The organism is Myxococcus llanfairpwllgwyngyllgogerychwyrndrobwllllantysiliogogogochensis, assembly GCF_006636215.1.
GTDB classification, from domain to species: Bacteria; Myxococcota; Myxococcia; order Myxococcales; family Myxococcaceae; genus Myxococcus; species Myxococcus llanfairpwllgwyngyllgogerychwyrndrobwllllantysiliogogogochensis.
In genome coordinates this window covers 1-21,129 of record NZ_VIFM01000200.1, presented here as the reverse complement: position 1 = coordinate 21,129, position 21,129 = coordinate 1, and the positions used below count along the sequence as shown (strand labels likewise).

Annotated in this window: 20 protein-coding genes; 14 read left to right on the top strand and 6 right to left on the bottom strand. The window is 70.6% G+C overall.

Features of this window, described 5'->3' with window-relative positions; genetic code table 11:
* A partial coding sequence (locus FJV41_RS35245) for a right-handed parallel beta-helix repeat-containing protein (protein WP_141646990.1) occupies positions 1 to 1,890 on the bottom strand: 1,890 nt, incomplete at its 3' end.
* Positions 1,891 to 2,111: 221 nt separating this feature from the next.
* On the opposite strand from FJV41_RS35245, the gene FJV41_RS35240 reads away from it, so the two are divergent.
* The 4 genes from FJV41_RS35240 to FJV41_RS35225 all read left to right on the top strand — a co-directional run bounded on the left by FJV41_RS35240 (position 2,112) and on the right by FJV41_RS35225 (position 4,617).
* Positions 2,112 to 2,771: a cytochrome b/b6 domain-containing protein gene (locus FJV41_RS35240; RefSeq protein WP_174455958.1), complete on the top strand. Its 660-nt coding sequence runs from the start codon at positions 2,112 to 2,114 to the stop codon at positions 2,769 to 2,771.
* Entirely contained in the window at positions 2,764 to 3,483 is a 720-nt protein-coding gene (locus FJV41_RS35235; protein WP_141646988.1) for a molybdopterin-dependent oxidoreductase, read from the top strand. Before FJV41_RS35240 ends, FJV41_RS35235 begins: the two co-directional genes overlap by 8 nt.
* Before the next feature lie 144 nt (positions 3,484 to 3,627).
* Positions 3,628 to 3,993 (top strand): hypothetical protein, encoded by a 366-nt coding sequence (locus FJV41_RS35230; RefSeq protein ID WP_141646987.1) that lies wholly within the window; start codon positions 3,628 to 3,630, stop codon positions 3,991 to 3,993.
* Between the two features lie 42 nt (positions 3,994 to 4,035).
* Positions 4,036 to 4,617: a GNAT family N-acetyltransferase gene (locus FJV41_RS35225; protein ID WP_141646986.1), complete on the top strand. Its 582-nt coding sequence runs from the start codon at positions 4,036 to 4,038 to the stop codon at positions 4,615 to 4,617.
* Positions 4,618 to 4,654: 37 nt separating this feature from the next.
* Here the strand turns inward: FJV41_RS35225 and FJV41_RS35220 are convergent, their stop codons facing one another.
* Both FJV41_RS35220 and FJV41_RS35215 read right to left on the bottom strand, forming a co-directional pair.
* Positions 4,655 to 5,095 (bottom strand): hypothetical protein, encoded by a 441-nt coding sequence (locus FJV41_RS35220; RefSeq protein ID WP_141646985.1) that lies wholly within the window; start codon positions 5,093 to 5,095, stop codon positions 4,655 to 4,657.
* 24 nt (positions 5,096 to 5,119) lie between these two features.
* The gene (locus tag FJV41_RS35215; protein ID WP_141646984.1) at positions 5,120 to 5,905 is read right to left on the bottom strand and encodes an alpha/beta fold hydrolase; all 786 of its coding nucleotides are present in this window, start codon (positions 5,903 to 5,905) and stop codon (positions 5,120 to 5,122) included.
* A gap of 192 nt (positions 5,906 to 6,097) precedes the next feature.
* Between FJV41_RS35215 and FJV41_RS35210 the strand changes: the two genes are divergently transcribed.
* Positions 6,098 to 6,832 (top strand): TRM11 family methyltransferase, encoded by a 735-nt coding sequence (locus tag FJV41_RS35210; protein ID WP_141646983.1) that lies wholly within the window; start codon positions 6,098 to 6,100, stop codon positions 6,830 to 6,832.
* 19 nt (positions 6,833 to 6,851) lie between these two features.
* On the opposite strand, the gene FJV41_RS35205 is transcribed toward FJV41_RS35210, so the two are convergent.
* Positions 6,852 to 7,529 carry a hypothetical protein gene (locus FJV41_RS35205; RefSeq protein ID WP_141646982.1) on the bottom strand — a complete coding sequence of 226 codons (678 nt, stop codon included), beginning with the start codon at positions 7,527 to 7,529 and terminating at the stop codon, positions 6,852 to 6,854.
* Between the two features lie 115 nt (positions 7,530 to 7,644).
* Here FJV41_RS35205 and FJV41_RS35200 point away from each other — a divergent pair, with 115 nt between their 5' ends.
* Positions 7,645 to 9,093 (top strand): DOMON domain-containing protein, encoded by a 1,449-nt coding sequence (locus FJV41_RS35200; protein WP_141646981.1) that lies wholly within the window; start codon positions 7,645 to 7,647, stop codon positions 9,091 to 9,093.
* Between the two features lie 4 nt (positions 9,094 to 9,097).
* On the opposite strand, the gene FJV41_RS35195 is transcribed toward FJV41_RS35200, so the two are convergent.
* Both FJV41_RS35195 and FJV41_RS35190 read right to left on the bottom strand, forming a co-directional pair.
* Positions 9,098 to 10,003: an alpha/beta fold hydrolase gene (locus FJV41_RS35195; protein ID WP_141646980.1), complete on the bottom strand. Its 906-nt coding sequence runs from the start codon at positions 10,001 to 10,003 to the stop codon at positions 9,098 to 9,100.
* On the bottom strand, positions 10,000 to 10,899 hold the full coding sequence (locus FJV41_RS35190) for a halocarboxylic acid dehydrogenase DehI family protein (RefSeq protein ID WP_141646979.1): 900 nt from the start codon (positions 10,897 to 10,899) through the stop codon (positions 10,000 to 10,002). The genes FJV41_RS35195 and FJV41_RS35190 overlap by 4 nt, the downstream gene beginning before the upstream one ends.
* Before the next feature lie 425 nt (positions 10,900 to 11,324).
* On the opposite strand from FJV41_RS35190, the gene FJV41_RS35185 reads away from it, so the two are divergent.
* The 8 genes from FJV41_RS35185 to FJV41_RS54715 form a co-directional block, all read left to right on the top strand.
* Entirely contained in the window at positions 11,325 to 11,642 is a 318-nt protein-coding gene (locus FJV41_RS35185) for a hypothetical protein (RefSeq protein ID WP_217439477.1), read from the top strand.
* Positions 11,639 to 12,994 (top strand): sensor histidine kinase, encoded by a 1,356-nt coding sequence (locus FJV41_RS35180; RefSeq protein WP_141646978.1) that lies wholly within the window; start codon positions 11,639 to 11,641, stop codon positions 12,992 to 12,994. The genes FJV41_RS35185 and FJV41_RS35180 overlap by 4 nt, the downstream gene beginning before the upstream one ends.
* Positions 12,991 to 13,728, top strand: a complete 738-nt coding sequence (locus FJV41_RS35175) for a hypothetical protein (RefSeq protein ID WP_141646977.1) — start codon at positions 12,991 to 12,993, stop codon at positions 13,726 to 13,728. The genes FJV41_RS35180 and FJV41_RS35175 overlap by 4 nt, the downstream gene beginning before the upstream one ends.
* Positions 13,725 to 14,594: an SAM-dependent methyltransferase gene (locus tag FJV41_RS35170; RefSeq protein ID WP_141646976.1), complete on the top strand. Its 870-nt coding sequence runs from the start codon at positions 13,725 to 13,727 to the stop codon at positions 14,592 to 14,594. The genes FJV41_RS35175 and FJV41_RS35170 overlap by 4 nt, the downstream gene beginning before the upstream one ends.
* A 118-nt stretch (positions 14,595 to 14,712) precedes the next feature.
* Positions 14,713 to 14,910: a hypothetical protein gene (locus FJV41_RS35165; protein ID WP_141646975.1), complete on the top strand. Its 198-nt coding sequence runs from the start codon at positions 14,713 to 14,715 to the stop codon at positions 14,908 to 14,910.
* 71 nt (positions 14,911 to 14,981) lie between these two features.
* Positions 14,982 to 18,239: a carboxypeptidase-like regulatory domain-containing protein gene (locus FJV41_RS35160; protein ID WP_141646974.1), complete on the top strand. Its 3,258-nt coding sequence runs from the start codon at positions 14,982 to 14,984 to the stop codon at positions 18,237 to 18,239.
* Positions 18,240 to 18,327: 88 nt separating this feature from the next.
* On the top strand, positions 18,328 to 19,584 hold the full coding sequence (locus tag FJV41_RS35155) for a metallophosphoesterase family protein (protein ID WP_141646973.1): 1,257 nt from the start codon (positions 18,328 to 18,330) through the stop codon (positions 19,582 to 19,584).
* Positions 19,581 to 21,129: ATP-binding protein (locus tag FJV41_RS54715; protein ID WP_141646972.1), on the top strand; the 1,549-nt coding region annotated here is incomplete at its 3' end. The genes FJV41_RS35155 and FJV41_RS54715, both read left to right, overlap by 4 nt.

Sequence of the window (21,129 nt, the reverse complement as noted above, 5' to 3'; positions counted from 1 at the left end):
GTTCCCCGTCGCCCGCCCCGTCGCCCCATCACTGAACTGGATTCCATTTCTCGCGATGAAGGGCACCGGGCCCCCGCCGTCCACCCGGTTGTCCTCCACGTTCAGCTCCACCCGCCCCGTGCCGGAGATGCCCGCCTTCTGGTAGCGCGCCACCCGGTTGCGCAGCACCTCCACCCTCGTCACCGTCTCCGCGTCACGCGCGTTCCGCACCTCGATGGCCACGCCCTCCTGGCAGCCGCCCTCGCCCTCCTTCTGGTTCACGTCGAGCACCTCGCTGTCGACGATGGAGCCACTCGCCCCTTCGAACAGGATGCCCCGCAGCCGCGCGGCGCCACCGTCACACGCCAGCTCCGACAGGCCTCGCGCCGCCACCGTCACGGCTCGCACGTGCGCCGTCGTCCCCAGGCTGCTCAGCACCGCACCCCGGAAGCGCCGTCCCCGCGGGTCCACCGCCGTGAGCACATGCCCCGCTCCGTCGAACGTGTATCCATCGGGAATCCACACCGTCTGCTCCGTGGTGCAGTCCGCCGACAGCGTCACCCTCGAGTCCTCCAGCGTCGCGGCGCACGGCGGGAACTCGCCGCACAGCAAGTCCCCCCACTCCACCGCGAACTCCCGCGTCGCGCTCAGGCCCGAAAGGTTCTTGACGGTCAGCGTGATGGTCGGAGGCGTGTCCACGGGAATGCAGGACAGCACCACCCAGTCCACCGAACCCGAGTCCCTCTCGCGCACCGCGTTCCCCAGCAGGCCCGTGTTCGTCGTCCACGCGAAGGTCAGCGGCTCCCCCTGGGGATCCGCTGCCATCGCCGTCAGTCGCACCGGCCTCCCCGCCGACACGTCCGTCTCCGACTGCGAGGCGTCGATGATGCTCGGCGGCAGCGGGTTCGTCACACACAAGTCCAACGAGCGCTCACGATGCGCCCCGAAGCCATCACTCGCTCGCAACGTCAGCCGACAGTTGTCACACGCGGCCTGAGGCGCGGCGCTCGGCGTGAAGCGAGTCGCTGCCGCCGCCGCGTTCTCAAAAGTCCCTTCACACGTCGCGGTCCAGGCGAAGGTCAGGGCGTCTCCGTCGTCATCCACGCCCACCGCCTGGAGCGTCACCGGAATCCCCACGCGCGACTGGGACACGGGCTGGGCTCCCAGCTCCGTCAGGACAGGCGCGTGATTGAGCGAGGCCGTGTGCACCAGGTCCCCGCCGCCCGCCAGCTCCACGTCCACCGAGAAGCGCAGCGTGCTCACCGCGCCTCGCGCGCTCGTCACCGCGAGCGTGAGGTTCACCGCGCCACGCCGCAGCGGCGCCGTCCACTCCGCGTCGACAGCCGTCGCATCGTCGAAGGTGCCGGAGGTCGCGCTCCACGCATACGTCAGCACCTCCGACGCATCGACGGCATGCGCCAGCGCACGGAGCTTCAGCGAGGCTCCTGGAGACACCGATGCCCGCGAGCCCACCACCGCATCGATGACGGGCGCCGTGAGGGGCGCCTCCGAGTCCGTCGCGCGAGGCACCAGCACGACGAGCGCGTCGTGGTGTTTCAACAACTCCACGCCCGGGACGTCCACCTGGGCCAGCACCACGCCCGTCGCATCGAGCACCCGCGCCCACACCGAGGTTCCCGCACCCGATGGCAGGCTCCGCAGCAGTCCCTGCCACAGCGGTGCCTCGGAGCTGCTCAGGGCCGCGGTGACGACAGCACCCCGAGCCGGCGTCGCGGCCACCTCCACGCGAGCCACGGAGTCGAGCGGCAGTGAGCGCGGCAGCACGGTGACCACCCGCAGCGAGCCCGCGGGCTCCACCTGCACACCCAGCGGCTCCTCCTGATGACACCCCGTGGCCAGCACCAGCGCGCTGGCAAGCAGGGCCAGTCGCATCGCGTTCGCTCGGTTCATGGTGACGTCCTCTCGGCGATGTCCGGTGTCTCACGATACCGGCAAGCGGCCATGCGCCCAAGCAACCGGCCGAGCCAACCCGGAAGCCCGCCTGCTCGCGCCACCCCGCAAGGCAGCGCCGCGTCGAGCGGACGACATCGGGTGAGCAGCGCGGTTCGGAAGCGGGCAGTGCGTCAGGAGCGTCGGCGCGGCGTTGACGCACGGTGTTCTCCTGCCGCGTCGTGCGAGCCCCTGAATCACGTCGCCCACAGCCCTGGCCCATCCGCGTGGCCCACTGGGTCAACGTGCCACTGCTCGTCATCATGGCGGGCAGCGGGCTGCAGATTCTCGCGGCCTATCCCATGCTCGGCACGCAGGGGCGGCCCTATGGCTGGTATCCCTTCCAGGGCACACCACCTCCCGAGTGGGCCCGAATCGGCGACTGGCTCGCGGGTGCACGAGGCTGGCACTTCGCCTTCGGAGGCTTCCTCGCGCTCAACGGCTTCGTGTACCTGCTCTATCTGGCCCTCAGCGGCGAGTGGCGGCGGCGCCTCTTCTTCCCGCGTCGCGACACGCGCAACGCCGTGAGCACGCTCGCGTTCTATCTGCGTCTGCGCAAACAGCCTCCCGACCAGGGGCTGTACAACGGCCTGCAACGGCTGGCGTACACCGGCGCGCTGATACTCGGCATCCTCGCCGTGCTCTCGGGGCTCGCGCTCTACAAGCCCGTGCAGCTCGGTGCGCTGGCCACGCTGCTCGGCGGCTATGACTCCGCGCGCGCCATCCATCTGCTCGTGCTCGCCTCGTTCGTGCTCTTCACCGTGGGGCACGTGGTCATGGTGTTGCTGCATCCGCGCTCGTTCGGGGAGATGGTGACGGGCGGGAGGAAGCCGGATGCCTAGGCTCCTCGTTCCGTCGAGACGTCCTCTGCTCCTCACGCGTCGCTCCGCCCTGCTCGGGGCGGCGGCGCTCACGACGTCCGCCTGTGACAGCGCGCGTCCTCGCGAGGGTTTCCTCGGGGCCATGGAGCGCGTCAATCAGCGGCTCCAGGGGGCTCTCTTCGCCGAGGACAGGCTCGCTCCGGAGCTGCCGCCCGAAGAGGCCACGCCGCCCGGTGACTTCCCCCAGTACTTCGTCTCCGAGTCCATGCCGCTCGTGCCTCAAGGCTGGGCGCTCAAGGTGGGTGGGCTCGTCGAGCGGCCTGGGATGCTGTCACTCGAGGACCTGCAGCGGCTGCCGCGCACGGAGTACCGCATCCGGCACCACTGCGTGGAGGGCTGGAGCGCGGTGGCGTCGTGGCATGGGGTGCGCGTGAGTGACGTCGCCAGGTACGTGGGCGCGGACCCGAGGGCTGGCTACGTGGAGCTGCGCTCGTTCGATTCGGGCTACTGGTCCTCGTGGGACAGGCCGAGCGCCTTCCACGCGCAAACGATTCTCGCCTACGGGATGAACGGGCAGCCGCTGTCACCGGCGCACGGCGCGCCACTGCGCCTCTACTCGGCGGTGAAGCTCGGCTACAAGATGGTGAAGTACCTCACCGAGGTGAACTTCCTCCCCGAGCCCACCGGCGGCTACTGGGAGGAGCGCGGCTACGAGTGGTACGCGGGCGTGTAGCCCCACTCCTTCAAGCGATGTCGGCCCCTCCTGCTATCCAGGCCGTCGCTTGCGGAGGCCTTCCTCGGCCATTACCCTGAACTGAGTAGAAACTGAGTATCAATGACCTCAGTACACAGCATTCCCGAGAGAACGGAGCCCGTCGTGCCCCAGACCGAACGTCTCCAGGCGTCCCTGCCCGCCTTCTCGATGAGGGAGCTCACCCGTTTGAGCAAGGAGCTGGGCGTCGACAAGAGCACGGTGGTGCAGGAGGCCCTCTCCCTCTTCTCGAAGGCCGCCCTGGAGGCCAGGCAGGGGTCCCGGCTCGTGTTCCTCCCCTCGACACCCCAAGGCACCGTGCGGGAGTTCAGCACACCCCTGCTCACGCACATGGAACAGACCGCGCAGAAGGACCCCTCGGAGATCGTCCTCCCGGACGCGGACTTCGACCGGGTGGTGACCCGACTCGGGAAGCCCTCGAAACCCACGGCCGCGCTTCGCGCACTCGCTCGCAAGCGCCGCCGCCCCTAGCCCACGCTCGGGTCCTCCTCTTCGTGGGCTTGTCTGGGATTCATGCCACCACCCGCCTCGTCCGACCTCGTCCTCCCCGCTCCCATCACTCAAGCGGTGACCCGGAGCGACACGGGCAGTGGCTTCACGTGTGAGCACGAGGCCCTGAATCGCTTCTTCCGTGAGTCCGCCCGGCAGAACCAGGAGCGAGACATCAGTCGGACCTGGGTCCTTCGGCGCACCGCGTCCGACGACCCCGCGCTTCCGCTGGTCCTGGGCTACTACACGGTCTCGCTGACCACCCTCAAACGGGAGACGCTTCCGCCCGACCTAAGCAAGAGACTGCCGCACTACCCGCTCCCGGCGGTCCTCATCGCGCGCCTCGCACGGGACTCTCGCGTGAGAGGCCGGGGCCATGGCGAAGACCTCCTCGGAGACGCCCACCTTCGCGCGCTCACCATCAACGCCCAGAGTGGCGCCGTGGCGGTCATCGTGGACGCCAAGGACGCCCACGCTCGCGACTTCTACAAGAGGTTCGGCTACGAGCCGCTGCTCGCCGAGAGCGAGCCTCCGACCTCGCCCTGGCCCCTGCGGCTCTTCCTGCCCATGGCCGAAATCCGCGCCGCGTATTCCGAGGCGTCCTGACACACCCGCGCGAGGGGGCCAATCACAGGCCCCACCCTCACGCCTTGCTGCCGGCGAAGCCTCCACCGAACGGAGACGGCCCGCGCTGACGCAGGGCCTCGCGCTCGGCCTTCAGCGCGGCCAGGGCCTCGTCGCGCGTGGCGTAGTGATTCACCGCCGCGCCGTTGATGGCCCCGCTGGTGAGCACGAACATCTGCGTCATGTCGTCCCCACCAAACCGGTACGAGCGATGCGTGAAACGCTCCAGCACCTCACGCCGCTCCTTGCCGAACACTCGCCCTGCCGTGAACTTCACCACCAACCCGTCCAGGTTGATGAGCAGGTCCACCTTGCCAGACCCCGCGTAGCGCGACAGGTGCACCTCCACCTCCCGCCGCCAACGCAGGACGTCCTCCTCATTCACCAGGACGCAGTCGGTGAAGTAGGCCGTCACGACGTCGTTCTGCGCGTCGTACTCGAAGGACATGTTCCAGGCCATCGTGCTGCCTCCTCGAAGCCGGAATCAGGCGGGCGCGGAGCCCGCCAGGAAGGCGGACAACACCGCCGCGGTCTCCTGGGGGCTCTCCACCTGCGGATAGTGTCCAGGGCCCGGAATGTGGGCCATGCGCGCGCGCTTGATGGGCTCCACCACCGCCTGCCGCAAGAAGGCCGGCGGCAGGAAGGCGTCGTCCGTCGACACCACCAACGTCGGCGCCACGATTTTCGACAGCCGGTCCGCGAAGCCACCCTGCGTCCACGCGTCGAACGCCTGCTCAATCGACGCCGCGCTCACCACCCCCGAGTCCTTCAACAGCGACTCCAGCGATTCCGGCGACAGCTTCTTGCAGGCCAGGCCCAGAATCATCTTCTGCTTCTCGCGGTCCCCCGCCGACGTCCGGAACAACCCCGCGGCATCCGGCGGCAACGGCAGCCCCGACGCGGGCACCGAGTTGAGCAAGAGCAACGCCTCCACCCGCTCCGGCACGTGCGACGCAATCCACTGCGCCAACTGCCCACCCATGCTGTGCCCCACCACCGAGAAGCGCTGGGCACCCACCGCGTCCACCACCGCCAGCACGTCCTTCGCCAGCCCCTCCAACGAATGCCCACCCGCCGGCTTCCCCGACTGACCCGTGCCGCGCGCGTCCGGAACCACCAGCCGCAGCCCCGTCAGGTCCAGCCGCTCCACCATCGAGTCCCACACCGCACCCGACACCATCCACCCATGCACCAACACCACCGTGCGCGGTCCTTCGCCGATGACGCGATAGTGAAGCGAGGTCCCGTCAGATGCGGAAATCGTGCTCATGTCGTCTCCTCAGACGAAAAGGATAAAGCAGTATTGAAGAAATGTGCAGGAGCGAAAGCAAGCCATGACACTCAGGAGAGTTCCAGGGGGCGCATGTAGGCGTTCGCGGTGGGTATGAGTCGGGTTGGCGGGGAGCGGAGGTGGTGGGTTGTCTCACGGGCGGCGTTCCGCTCTGGCAGAGTCCGCCGCCTCATGGCGGACGAACGGGATGGGACGGGCGGCGCGCGGCACGAAGCTCGGCGCACGGTGCACTGCGAGGACGCGCTGACGTGGCTTGCGGCCCAGCCGGTGCTCGCGGGGTGCTCGACGGTGGCGTCGCTGCCGGACGCGTCCGAGTTCCCCTCGCTGTCCCTGCCCGAGTGGAAGGCGTGGTTCATCCGCGCGGCGGCGCTGGTGATGACGCGCGTGCCCGATGACGGCGTCGCCATCTTCTATCAAACGGACGTGAAGGACGAAGGCCTCTGGGTCGACAAGGGCTACCTCGTCTCACGCGCCGCCGAGGAGACGGGCCTGGGCCTGCTCTGGCACAAGGTCGTCTGTCGCCGCGCCCCCGGGACGGTGACGTACGGCCGGCCCGCGTACTCCCACTTCCTGTGCTTCTCGCGCGGCGTGCGCCCGGACCTGGCGAAGTCCACCGCGGATGTCCTCGCGGACGCGGGCGAAGTCACCTGGACGCGCGGCATGGGTGTGGACGCGTGTCAGCTCGCCTGCCGCTTCATCCTGGAGAACACGTCCACGCGCACCGTGGTGGACCCGTTCTGTGGCCACGGCACCGCGCTGGCCGTGGCCAACGCCATGGGCCTGGACGCGGTGGGCGTGGAGCTCAGTCGCAAGCGCGCGCGCAAGGCCCGCAACCTGCGCGCGGAGTGGCGCGAGGGGAAGCTCGTGCTGGTGGCGAGCGACTACCTCGCGCAGCCCTTGTCCTAGTCCACGGTCCGCGTCGCCCCTACTTCACCGAGGACGATGCCCGCACCGCGGGGGTGCCCACGTCGGAAGCCGCGAGGGCCGAGGGTGACGGCAGCGCCGCCAGCTCCCTCTCCACGACGGGCTCCAGCTCCGCGAGGAACGCTCCGAAGAGGCGCTCCTCCAGGGCCAGCGCTTCCTCCAACGAAGCACCCACGGCGGTGAGGCGCGCCACGCACGCGTCCTCGATGGTGCGGCGGTGGCTCTGCTCCTCGGTGACGACGCGCCCCAGCTCCTCACGGACGCTCGTGTTGCGCGAGGCCGCCTTGTAGAGCGGGTAGAGCACCATGGCGCGGCGCTCGATGGCCGTCGTGGTGAGCAGATAGTGCAGGTACACGTCGGGCTGGCCGGTGTGCGCGGTGGCCCAGGTGGCCAGCTCGTGGTCCAGCCCCTGGAAGTAGCGGCCCGCCGCCTCCGGACAGAGGAAGGTGGTGATTTCACTCCCGGCCACCTCGGCAGACAGGCGCTTGAAGGCGAACGCGTGGCGCGTCTCGTCGGACAGATGTCCGAGCACTTCCAGCGTGGGATGACGGTCCGCCACCGTGCGCGAAATCTTCCGCGCCCCGATGAACTCCATGAGGGACAGGGTGTGCAGCCAGCGAGCCTCGAGCTCGGGAGCCTGGGCCAACTGACGAAGCACCGCCTGGATTCGGTCACGCATACCGCGCCTCTAGCGCGAGGACGGCCCGGGAGCGAGCACCAAGACGCACCCGGAGACCGCCTCCGGGTGAGGACACGCCACCCTCGCTGAAACAGCGTCATGATGCGCGGCGTCCATGCTCTCGCTCTCCCTCTCGTTCCTGCTGCTGCACGCCGCACCTGTCACGCCCCGCCTCCAGGAAGGCATTCCTCCCGGCTTCCAGGTGGACGGGAAGCTCGACGAGTGGAAGCAGCCGCCCTCCCTCACGCTGGGCGCGAAGAACCAGGTGGCGGGCGCGAAGAAGGTGTCCTCCGAGAGCGACTTGTCCGCGAAGGTGTGGCTCGCGCTCGGCCCGGAGGGGCTCGCCATCGCGGGCGAGGTGCGTGACGACGTCGTCCAGCTCGACAACCCGAAGGGCATCAACGCGGACCACGTCGAGGTGTGGCTCGCCCTGCCTCCTCCGGCGCTGCCACCGCTGAGCTACACCAACCAGTTCGAGGAAGTGCTCGTCCCTGACCCGTCGGCGTGCGACGAGGGCTCGCGCGCGGACCCGGCCGCATGCAAGGCGTGGTGGAAGGAGCAGACCCTCCGGCGCCAGCAGCTCCTGCGGGAGCTGGTGGCCCAGTTCGGCGTGACGCCCTCGGGGGTGCTCCGCCACGGCGCCACCTCCTCGGCCTCCGTCGGCACCGCGCACTACGCGCCCTTCCCTGGCGGCTACCGCTTCGAGGCGCTCATCCCTATCGACGCCTTCCCCGCCACCGTGCAGGCCCCACTCAAGGACGTACGCCTGCTCGTGGACCTGGTGGACAGCGACGAGGGCGGTGCGACGCAGGAGACCTTCCTCTCCTCGTCCTCCCGACGTCGGTTCGGTGAGGCGTCCACCTTCCACGCCGTGACGCTCGCGAAGCCCCTGCGCTTCGGCGAGTGGCCGGAGCTGCTGGAGGAGGCGATGAAACACGGCATGTTCTATTCCCCGGGAGCGCAGGCGGACCAGATTCAAGCCTGGATGAACCCCGCGCGGGGCTACCAGTACGTGCCGGAGGAGCCGAGCCCCAAGGTCGTGAAGGTGGACCTCCGCCAGGTGAAGAGCGTGGCGAAGCTCGGAGACGTGGAGCTCGTCATCGTCCCCATGACGTCGGACTTCAAGGGCGCGCCCTCCTCCTGGCTGGTGTCACGTCGAGGCAGGACGGTGCTGCACGCCCTCGAGCTGGGCGGCGACCGCGTGCGCACGACCCCCACGGCCTCGGGGCTGCGCGTGCTCCAGGTCTACGAGGGCACCAACCATGAGCTCGGCACCGGCGCGTGCGGCGCCTGCCCGGTGGTGCGCTTCACCGCCTATACGATGGACGCCAAGGGTCGCTTCTCGGAGCCGGAGGGGCTGGAATCCACGGAGGGAATGACGAGCGAAGGCGTGGCCTGGACCGCCACCCCGGACCTCTCCGTCATCGAGGCCTTCAGCGTCCCCTACCCCACGGACAGCTCCAGCCCACCCGCCCCCAGGAAGCTCGTGCTCCGACACACGCTGAATGCACGGACGGGCCAGTACACGACGCGGATTTTCAATGGAGAAGACTCCGCGCCGTGACGCCTCATGCGGGCACGGGCGCCTCCGAGCCCCAGAGCTCCTCCGCCACCGAGCGCGTCGTCGAGTGACTCACCGGCGCCGCCCCTTCCAGGAAGCGGAACAGCTCCATCGCCACCGCGTGCGGCGCGTCCCACATGACGAAGTGCCCCGCATTCGGGACCTTCATCCACCGCGCACCAGGGATGTCCCACGCCAGTCGCTCGCCGTACTTCGCGGGCAGGATGCCGTCCTTCTCCCCCCACAACACCAGCACCGGCACGGCCAGGTGCCCCAGCTTCGACGCCAGCTCCAGCGTCTGGTTGGTGTTCAGCGCCACCGCGTCGCGTGACAGCGACACCATCCCCACCTCCGTCGCGTAGGGCGCCAGCAACCCCTCCAGCATTTCCGCGGTCTGCGGCGTCGCGAAGCCCTTTCGCTTGAGCGCCTGCGTCAAGAAGCGCGTCAGGCGCTCCGGCGTCAGCCTGCGCGCCATCGCGGGCGTGCCCAGCTGCGCCATCAACCCCTTGGGCCACGCGTCGTAACAGACGCTGTCCATCAGACACAGCCGCCCCACCCGCTGGGGAAAGCGCACCGCGAGCTGCTGCGCCACGCCGCCGCCCACGTCGTGCCCCACCACCGTCGCGTCCACCACGCCCAGGCGGTCCATCCACGCCTCCAGCGCCTCCGCCTGCCGCGATATCGAACGGTCGAACCTGTCGCGCCGGTCGGAGAACCCGTAGCCCAGCAGGTCCGGCGCCAGCACGCGGTACGACTCGGCCAGCCCCGGCGCAATCCCGCTCCACAGGTAGCTCCAGTTCGGAATGCCGTGCAGCAGCACCACCGGCGGCCCCGAGCCCCAGTCCACGTAGCTCACGAACCGGCTGCCCAGCTCCATCACCTCTTGTCGCCCCTGCCACTCGCGCCAGTTCATCGCAGCTCCTCCGCCGCCACCCAGTCCGGCACCAGCCGGGACGCTCCCGGCATCGGCTGACGCAGCATGTCCGGCACGTCCTGCACCAGCCGCGACAGGTTCAACAGCAAGGCCGGCGAGCGGCGCTCCAGCGCCTGCGTCACCTTCAGCACCGCCTCCGCGTTCTCCCCCAACGCCGACACCCGCTCGCGACTCAACGCCACCGGGTACGGCAGCGCCCGCGCCCGCCGTCGCGCGGACTCCAACAGTCGCTCCGATGCGCGCTGGAAGTCCTCGTCCTTCATGCGCGGCTTCAGCCGTCGCCACGCGGTCTCCAGATACGAGGGCCAGCAGCCCAGCGCGCGGTACTCACCCGGCACTCCCGGCGGCCCCACCGTCTTCACGATGTCCGCGAACAACGTCCGCAGCACAGCATCGCCCGGCTTCTCCGCCACCCAGTCCATCGCCGCCATGCGCGAGGGGACGCCGCGCTCCAGCCGCTCCGACGTCCCCAGGGCGCCCTGCTGTCCCACGGGCTGCCCCTCCAGCGCCATCCGCACCGCGGACACCATCAACATCACCCGAGGCTGCATCGTCTCGAACAGCTCCAGGGCCCCGCGCGCGTGGAAGCGCTGGCTGGGCCCCAGCCTCGTCGTGCCCCACGCGCCCAGCGCCTCCCACTGCACCGTCGAGTCCAGGACCTCCTGCCACAGGCCCAGCGCGGACTCCTCGAACGCGCGCGTCTCCACGTTCGGCCCCAGCGCTTCCCACATCGCCACGAAGAAGCGCGGGTATGCGGCCCACGTGCGCAAGGACACGTCCACGCCCGTCACGCGCATCGTCCGCCGCAGCTCATGGTAGACGCGCTCGACACCGCCCTCCGCCCCGTGCTCGCTCACCTGTCTCACCCTGGCCATGCCGGCACCCCCGGCAACGGTGGGAACGGTGGGGCGCGGTGGACACCTCCCTCAGCGCACCCGGCCGCCTGGAAGGCCCCGCTCCCAGGGCAGTCGCCTCGCGGACATCACGTCGGCTCTCCACCACCTCGCCACCCTCCGGGGCGGTGTCGCCGGACACTAAAGAACACTCGCGGCCCCGGCGGTTTGACTCCGTCCTTGACGGCTCGCTTTGCTTCCGTTCGCGCGACGAAGGAGTCGTGCCTGCCTGGTTCGCGGGGGGCAACCAGCATGTGGCTTCGACACGTGTCGCATCGAAAGCCATTTCGAAGCAGCCCCCCAGGTGCGCGGCGAGAGGCGGACGCCCCGCGTGAGGCGTCTGGCCCCGCGCGCCACCACCACCACCGCAGCGAGGGACGCCAGCGGGCGCCCGGGGGAGAGACGACATGAGCAGCGACAACGACACCTGGGGACCCCGGCTGGTCAGCGTCCCCCTGGTCGGCGCGGTGAGCGATTACCTGCAGCGCATCCAGGACCTGGGCGCCGTGGAAGGCCCGGGTGGCGCGGTGGGACTCAACCCCGCGCTGGAGCCGGTGATGGAGGCGCTGCACCACCTGCTGGCCGGTGGAGAGGTGGAGGTCCGCGTCACGCGGCGCGGACACTCCCGGCTCGTCCAGGAGCTGCGTCAGCGCGTCGAGGACGCCACGCGCGAGGTGAACGAGCTCCAACGAGTGGCGGGCTGCACCCTGTCCACCACCGTATGAAGACACGCTTCGCCGGCGGCGCCGCCGTCACGGCCTCGTTCCGGCGCTGGACGCGTGCCCAGGACACCGCGGAGGTGCTCGCCGCCGCCGGCGTGGGGGCCTGGTGGGCGCTCACCACCGTCGTGCTGGCGGTGCTCGCCGCCGTCGCGTGGGCGCCGGGCGCGAGCACCCTCTTCGGCATCTCCTTCGTCGACGGGCTGCTGTGCGCGGCGCCCATGCTCGTCAGCGGCCTGCTCTTCTCCGCGGTCCACCGGAAGCGGCGCCATATCGAGACGTGGGGCTGGCTGTGGCTGCTGCTCGGCGTGACGTCGCTGCACTTCTTCCTCGCCGCGCTGATGGCGATGTCGGAGCTGCAGGGCGCCACCGTCATCACCTCCCTCTTCCTCTTCACCACCGCGTTCCACGGCCGGCTGCACCGCGTGACGCCCCGGCAGCCCTTCCTCGCCCTGGGCACGGCGCTGGCGCTGGTGGCCGCGCTGCCCTTGCTCGAGAGCCCGGAGCACCTGGTGTTGTTCGGCGTCATCGGCCCCGCCGCCCTCACCGCGGAGCTGTACCTGGGCACCTTCGCCGTGCAGCACGACCAGGCCCGCGCGGAGGCCGAGCGCCTGCGCGCCGCCGTGCAGGCGCAATTGCTGGAACAGCAGGAGCAGGACGTGGGCCGGCTGTCGCGCGCGCTGGGGGAAATCCTCGGCTACCACCACGAGCTGGACAGCGCGCTCATGTCGGCGGGCACCGCGGCGGACATGCTGGCGGTGATGGGGGTGCAGCGCAACGCGCTGGCCCGAGGCGACTTCGAGGACCTGGTCAAGACGCTCAACGACAGCCTCACCCAGATTCGGAACATGGTCGGGGAGATTCGCGCGAAGGGCCGGCGCTATGTCGGCTCGGAGCCGGAGCCGGTGGAGCTGACGCCGCTGTTGGAGGGCGTGCGCACCAGCATGGGCCTGCGCTTCCCGGACGTGGACATCGAGGTGGCGGTGGAGCCAGGACAGCCGCTGCGCGCGCTGATGCGAGGCGGGGCCACCACGCTGCGACGGGTGGTGGAGAACCTGGTGCTCAACGCCTGCGAGGGAGACGGCAAGCAGGGCGCCTCGCGCGTGCGCATCCAGGCCCGGGTGGAGCCGCTCAGCGGCCGGCTGGAAGTGGTCATCGCGGATGACGGACCGGGCTTCCCGGCCGCGCTCCTCGACGTCCCCGCGGAGGAGCTCTACACGTCCAAGCCCGAGGGCACCGGCCTGGGCCTGTACACCAGTGAGTGCCTGCTGCGCGCCAGCGGCGGAATGCTGTACCGACGCAACGCCCCGGACGGCGGAGCCCTGCTGCGCCTGTTTCTGCCCAGGGAGTACCGATGAGCGGTGGAGCCCTTTATCAAGAGGCCCTGCGGGTGCTGCGGCGACTGGAGCTGCCCGAGGAGTCGGAGCACGACGTGCTCGCCGCGTTGGAGGCCGCCCAGCCTGGCCCCCTGCCCCTCTTCTACGAGGCCGGCGCGGAGGCCGGACTGGAGCGCCCCGTGCTCACGGCGCGCGGCGTGGGCCTCTTCTTCATCTTCTGCGCGGGCAACCTCGCCGACGACCTCATCGACGGCGACTGCACCTACTACGACGCGCCCCTGCGCGTGGGCCCGTGCGCGCAGTTCCTCCTGCAGAACCTGGCCTGGGCCACGCTGGCGGAGCCTCGCGCCCGCGTGCTCCCGAACGCCATGGAGGAGAGCGCGCGCATGTTGGCCCAGGCCGCGGGACCGCAGGCCCTGGAGGTGCGCGCCCAGGCATGGAGCGCGCCCTTGTTCCGCCGGGTGGCGGAGGGCATCGCCGGGCGACAGTGGGCCGCGTACCTGCGCGTGCTCTGGGCGGGGACGTGGCTGGAGGAGCGCGCGGTGTCGGTGGGCCTGAGCCTGGGCGTGGCCGCCCACGTGGCGGAGGACATCCGCTCCAAGGACCCGCGCTTCACCTCCATGCCCCCGAGCGACCGGCTCACCGTGGTGACGTGGGGCAGGCAGGCCGCGGAGGCGCTGCGCGGACAAGACTTGCGCTGCCTGGACGCGGCGCTGCGCCGCATCGAACCGATACTTCCGGAGGTGGAGCCATGAGGGCGGAACCCCCACGGAGTGAGGCCCGCCATGACGCGGTGGCCGCCTACTACGAGGAGAAGACGGAGCGCATCCTCCGTCGCTACGGGCCCGGTCCCCGCATCCACTTCCACGTGGGGCTGGTGGACGACGTGCCTCCACCGGGCGAGCCGGAGCCGCTCGTGCGCGAGCGCGTCCATGCCTCCCAGGAGGCCCTGCTCGCGGAGCTGGCGCGCGCGGTGGGCACCTTCCCCCGAGGAGCCGACGTGCTGGACGTGGGCTGCGGCCTGGGCGGCGGCTCGCTGTACTGGGCCGCCGAGCATCAGGCCTGGGTGACGGCGGTGACGAACGTGCCCTCGCACGTGGAGCTGGTGCGCACGTTCGCCGAAATCGAGGGCGTGGGCGCGCGCGTGAAGCCCCTTCACTGTGACGCGCTCGCGGTGCCGGGCCGCGCCTGCTTCGACGCCGTGGTGGCGGTGGAGAGCAGCAGCTACCTGCCGCGCGCGGAGTGGTTCCGCCGCGTGCGCGCGCTCTTGCGGCCCGGAGGCGTGGTGGCCATCGCGGACTGCTTCCTTGGCCGCCCCGAGCTGGCCGCGCCCTTCGACCGGTACTGGCGCACGCGCATCGGCTCCCTGGACGAATACCTGTCCGCCGCGCACGCCGCCGGACTGGAGCTGGAGGTCCGCGACGATGTGTCCGCGCGCGTGGTGGGCTTCTGGTCCCTCACGCTGGAGCTGCTCGCCCATGAGCGCTTCACGTCCTCCGGTCAGCCTCCGTCGCGCGTCCTCGCCCGAGGGGAGTCCCGCCGCGAGCACCTGCGACTCCAGCAGGCGTTGATGGATGGCGGACTGGAGTACGCGCTGCTCGTGCTGCGCCGCGAGGCCTGAGCACCGCGCCTGTCCTCCGGCCCGGGGCTGACGAGCAAGCAAGCACCCCGGGACACCATGCCCCGCGCGCGGTGCGGCCCCAGCCTTGGGCGAGCCTTAAAAAAGGGAGGAACGCGCGATGAGGACTTTCACGCGATGGCTGACGGTGGCGGCGGTGGCGGCGGCCCTGACGATGACGGGGTGCCGTGAGCGGAGCCGTGAGGACAACTCCGGGGCCATGGGTGGCTCTGGCAACAACAAGGGCGCCCTGGACCACCAGGGCACGGGCGGGTCCGGCAAGCCGATGAAGGGCACGGACGCGGGCACCGTGCGGTAGCGCCAACCACGCCAGGTGGGCTCCGGCTGTTATCGTGACGACTCGACGTCGTCGGACAGCCGGAGCACATCATGCGCGGGTGGAAGTGGGGGAGCGTCATCGCGGGGGTGCTCGCGCTCCTGGCGTGGTGGATGCTCGGAAGCACCGAGCCCATGGCGCCCGCGCGCGAAGTCGCTCCAGCGCCCCGGCGCGCCTCGGGGGATTCGCTTCCGCGCACGTCCGCGCCCACGCGGGCGGAGCAGGCGGGAGCGGGACTGTCCATTCGCGGCACCGTGGTGGACTCGCTGGGTCGGCCCGTGGCGGGCGCACGCGTCTCCGCGTCGTGGCCGGAGGCGGGCGAGACGTTGTCGGAGCTCCCCTGTCCGGAGGAGGTGCTTCCCTACTGGGAGGCGCTGGTCGATGCGTCCCAGGGTCGGCGCAAGCTCCCGTGGTGTCTGCCGCAGGTGGAGGACACGCTCACCGCGCTGCTGCTCGCGCGGCAGGGTGAAGCTCCCATCCACGCGGAGGCCGTGTCGGGCGACGACGGCGCCTTCGTATTGGAGGGACTGCCCGAGGGCCCTCAAGCCCTCCTCGCGCTCTCCGAGCGGGGCACCGCGCTGCGCCCCGCCGTTCCTTCTGGCAGCCAGGACGTGGAGCTGCTGCTGGAGCCGCCGTGGTTCGTGGCGGGCCAGGTCCACGGGGACGGCGAGCCATTGGCGGGCGTCGCGGTGACGGCGGTCAGCATGCACCACACCCGCTTCTTCGACACGAGCACGGATGACCAGGGCCGCTTCAGGCTGGGGCCCCTTCCCCGCCAGAGTTATCAGGTGCTCGCGACGAAGGAGGGCTGGCTGCCGACGCTCGCGCCGGAGCGGTACAGCGACCAGTTCCGGGAGGTGACGCTGTATCGGCCCCGCGCGCTCCATGGCCGGGTGTTGTCCGACGGAGCGCCCGTGCCAGGAGTGGAGGTCCGAGCGGCACGCGCCGACCTGGACGACGGGGCGCCGGTTCCCCGGACGAAGACGGACGCGGAGGGACGCTTCACGCTGGAGCTGAGCACGGGCAGGTACGCGCTCACAGTCGAGCAAGGGGGCCGGTACGCCTTCGCACGGGTGGTGCTGGGTTCAGCGCCTCCTCCCGAGGTGGTGTTGAAGCTGGGCGAGGCGCTCCAGGTCGAGGGCACGGTGTTCGATGATGCGCACGGCGCGGTGGAGGGCGCGCGTGTGAAGGCGCACTTCAGACAGGGCGGACGGGAGTCCCTGGAGGCAGTCACCGCGGCGAACGGCCACTACCGCCTGGGCCCCGTGGAGCCCGGCCCGTGGGAGTTCACCGTCGAGGCGAAAGGCCATGTGGACCTGACGGTGGGCCAGGAGCACGAGCTGGCTAGCGGCATGGGCCCTCGGGACTTCACGCTGAAGCGCACGCAGACCATCACCGGTCGCGTCGTGGACGGCGCGGGCCAGCCGATATCGGGCGTGCCCCTGGCGATGGAGCTGATGGGGACCGAAGGCCCCGAGGACTACGAGCCGCAGGAGCTGACCTTCTCCGACCGGGACGGACGCTTCGTGATGGATGCCACGCGTGCCGGCGGCTCCTACGAAATCACGGCGCGCAGTGACGACTACGTCCATGAGACCGTGGTGGCGACAGCCCCTGGCCCCGAGGTGACGCTCACATTGAGCACGGGCGCGACGGTGGAGGGAACGCTGACGGATGCGCGCGGCCTGCCGGTGGCGCGGTTCATGGTGAACGTGCTCCCACTGGACCACGACGACGAGCAGGAACGCCTGCTGGAGACCGAGGGCACGGACGACCAGGGACACTTCCGCCGCAAGGGCATCTACCCGGGGCGCTATCGCGTGGAGGCCAAGCAATGGGCGTCCAGCGTGGACCGGAGGGTCTGGGCCGACGTGGAGCTGCTGCCGGACACGGTGACGAAGGTGGAGCTGCGGCTCCAGGAGGAGCACTCGCTGGAGGGCATCGCCGTCGACACCGCCGGCCAGCCCGTCCAGGGCCTCTCCGTGCGAGCCCAGTCCCTGGCCAGGGTCGATGGTCCCAAGTTCATCGAAATCCACGGGGACCGGCACGAGAGACCGCGCGGTGTCCTCACGGACGCGGAGGGGCGCTTCGTCCTTCGCGGCCTGGGCCCCCTCGACCATGCGCTGTTCGCCATCAAGCCAGGTCATGAGCTGCTGCCGGAGCGTTGCTCGGGAATCGTCCGCGACGGCGAGGGCGTCCACTTCACCGCGGACACGAAGCAGGTGCGGCTGGTGTTCCGGCGCCACCCCCACATCCGGGGACGGCTCCTCGGACCAGACGGCGCGCCCCAGCACTCCTTCACCGTGGGACACACGCGGGTCCAGAGCGAGGACGGCACCTTCGCCGTCCCCCTCCACGAAGAGCCCATCACCCGTCAGTACCTCTTCAGCGTGTACGAGATGCCCACGGCGACGCGCGCGGTGAAGGGCGGCGTGGACGTGGCGGATGTCGACCTGGGGGACATCCGGCTGGAGGAGGGGCGCTACATCCAGGGGTTGGTGCTGGACGCGGAGACAGGCGCGCCGGTGAAGGGCGCCACGGTCGAACTCGACGCCGAGCCTGACGAGGACGGTGAGCGGGGCCAGCTCGCGGGCGCGCGCACGAACAGCGACGGCGAGTTCTATCTGGACAAGGTGGCCTCCGGTCCCCACACCCTCCGGATGAGCCACCCAGGCAACTACCGCGAGCTGCTCGTTCCAGTGGCCGCCACGCAGGAGAAGGTGACGGCGCGGATGGAGTCTGGCGCTCGCGTGAAGGTGACGGCGAGGGACCGCCAGGGCCGTCCGTTGGACGCGTTCATCAGCTACCAGGGAGCGGGCGACGAAGGCCTGGTCGAGATGGGCAAGGGCGTGAGCACGCTGCGCGGCCTGGAGCCCGGCCGCTATGCGCTCAAGTTGATTGCGCGGCACCGCAACGAGTCACTGCCGGACTTCCAGCCGTTGAGCGTGGACCTGCCCGAGCGCGGAGCGCTGACGGTGGCCTTCCTGCCCGCGACGGGAGGGGCCACGGTGAAGCTGCGCCTGCCCTCGCAAGTGGGCGTGGGCCTGGGACTGGTACCCGGCGTGGTGCCGCCTCCCAGCACCTCATCGGCGCTGCGCCACCTGATATTCCAGGGCCTGCCCTGGCAGTACAGGGAGGACAACCCGGAGGTCGTCTTCACCCATGTCCCCGAGGGCAGGGTCACCGTCTTCTTCCACACGTCCGACGTGCCCGGTCAGTTCCACATGGAGGAGCTGGACATCCCGGCGGGAGGGACGGTGTCAGTCATTCTACAGCCGTCCTGGCGGAGGCTCGACGTCGCGGCGAAGTGAGCGCCTCTCGCCTGCCTGACAGCGCGCGGGCGCTGCGGGGTGGAAAGCAGGCTCCTCGCCGTGCTTCGGGTACGGTGCGGGGCCCGACATGCACTTCAAGTTCGTCCACGCCGCCGACCTGCACCTGGACACTCCCTTCCGTGGCGTGGCCGCACAAGGACCCCTGCTGGGACGCTTCCAGGAGTCCACCTTTCGCGCGCTGTCGCGCATCGTCGACCTGTGCCTGCGCGAGCGCGTCGCCTTCCTGCTCCTGGCCGGAGACTTGTTCGAGGTGAAGGACCGCTCGGTGCGCGCTCGACTGGCGCTGCGGCGCGAGCTGGGGCGGCTGCACGACGCGGGCATCGAGTCCTTCATCGTCCACGGCAATCATGATCCGCTCAGCGGCGACACCGGGACGCTGGGGCTGCCTTCGTCGGTGAAGGTGTTCGGCCCGGACTGGGAAGAGGCGGAGGTGCGGCGCGAGGGACGTCGGCTGTGCCGCGTGCAGGGCATCTCCTATCCGGACGTGGAGGTGCGCGACGACTTGTCCGCGCGCTTCCGTCGCACCGGGGACGGCTTCAGCGTGGGCCTGCTGCACGCGAACCTGGGCGGCGCGGAGGGACACGCCAACTACGCGCCCTGCACCCCCGCGGGCCTGGGCGCGCGCGGGCTGGACTACTGGGCGCTGGGACACGTGCACACGCGCAGCGAGCTGACGCTGCCCGGTGGCGGCATGGCCGTGTACCCGGGCAATCCGCAGGGGCGGCACGCGTTGGAGACAGGGGAGCGCGGCTGCGTGCTGGTGGAGGTGGAGGACGGGGGCATGCGACGGCGCTTCGTGCCGGTGGACACGGTGCGCTGGCATCGGCTGGAGGTGCCGCTGACGGGCGTGGCCACGCTGGACGCGCTGCTGGGCACGGTGGGTGAAGGGGTGGACGCCGCGTGCGCGCGGGAGCTGGATGGCCACGCGGTGCGCCTGGTGCTCACGGGGCGCGGGCCGCTGCATCGCGAGCTCACGCGGCCCGGAGCGCTGGCGCAGTTGGAAGAGGACCTGCGCGCGCGGCTGGCGCGGGGGCATCCGCCGGTGCTGTTGGAGTCACTGCGGGATGGAAGTCGTCCGGAACTGGACTGGGAAGCGCTCCAGACGGAAGGCGGCTTCGCGCGCACCTTGCTGGAAGAGGCGCGCTTGCTGGAAGAAGACCCGGTCGCGCTGGCGCGACTGTGGGAGCAGGAAGCGCTGGGCAGTCTGGGCCAGCGGCTGAAGCGGCTGGGGGTGGATGTGCTGGAGATGCCACGGACGGAGTGGATCTCCCGCGCGAGCCTGCTGGGCGTGGAGGCGCTTCACGAGGAAGAGGAGGGGGCATGAAGCCAGGGTTGCGCATCGACACGGTACGGGTGCGGCGCTTCGGACACTTCTCGGACCTCACGTTGGAGCTGGGGCCTGGGCTGCATCTGCTCCACGGTCCCAACGAAGCGGGCAAGAGCACGCTGCTCGCCTTCCTGCGCGCCATGCTGTTCGGCTTCGAGCGCCGGGGGAATCCAGAGCGGTATGCGGCCATGGACGAGGACACGCCCATCGGCGGCGAGCTTCGACTCTTCACGGGAACGGGGCCGCTGCTCGTCCGGCGCATGGCGGCGCCTCGGGGGAGGAAGTCGGAGACGCTGACGGTGCTCGGTCCGGACGGCGAGCCGGTGTCCGAGGAGCGACTGAAGGACGCGCGCGGCCATGTCACGCGCGAGCTGTTCTTCGATGTCTTCGCCTTCCGACTGGAGGAACTGGCGGGGTTCGAGCAGTTCTCGAAGGAGCGCGGGGTGTCGGAGGCCCTGGTCGCCGCGAGCATGCAGGGCGCTCGGCGGCTGCCCGAGGCCATGTCCCAACTGAGCAAGAGCACCGAGCAGCTCTACAAGCCCACGGGCTCGAAGTCGGATTTGAACGTGAAGCTGCGCGAGCTGGAGGAGGTGCAGGAGCAGCTTCGCCAGGAGGGCAACCGGCCCGCGCTCTACTTCGCGAAGCGGGAGCATCTGGAGGCGCTGGGCGTCGAGCTGCGAGGCCTGGAGGCGCGCGTGCGGGAGGATGGCCGCGAGCTGGAGCGACTGGCGCGGCTGGAGTCGGCGCTGGGCGAGGTCGCCGCGCTGGCGGAGGCTCGGGCGGAGCTGGAGTCACTCCCTTCGTTGGAGACGTTTCCCGAGGGCGGGGAGGCACGGTTGGAGGATGCGCTCCAGCGGAGCACGACCTATCGCGGGGAGGTGGCTCGACTCGTGGAGCGGCTGGCCTCCGCGGAGACGGAGCTGGCGCGGCTGTCCGTTCCGTCGCCGGTGCGAGGGCGAGAGGAAGTGCTGCGAGCCGCGGTGGCGGCGTACTCGGAGCGCTCGGAGCTGGTGCGGGCCTTGCCGGCACGGCGTGCGGCGCTGGGGATGAAGCGGCGGCAGGTGGAGTCGGCGCTGGAAGAGCTGGGGCTCGGCGTGGATGGGCCGGGGCTCGTGGCGCTGGACCTGAGCGCGGGGGCTCGCGCGGGGCTGGAGGCGCTGTCGTCCCGGCTGGACGTGGAGGAGACGGGGCGGCGCGAGGTGGGTGGTGCGCTGGCTCGGGCTCGCTCGGAGCGCGAGCGGTTGGATGGCGTGCTGGCGCGCACGGAGACGGAGCTCGCGGAGCTTCCGGAGGTGCGGCCCGCGCAGGTGCGGCAGCAGCAGGCGGGACTCGCGCGGATGCGGGTCGCCCGTGGGGAACTGGAGCGACTGGGCGAGCAGAAGATGAATGCCCGGCGACTGCTCGAGGGTCTGCGCGGGCCGATGACGGAGCCTCCGACTTCGTCGAGCGCGGTGATTCCGGTGTGGTGGGTTCCGGTGGCCGCCGCCGTGGCGGTGGCGCTCGCGGTGGCGGCGTGGTTGCTCGGGGGCACGGTGGTGGGGG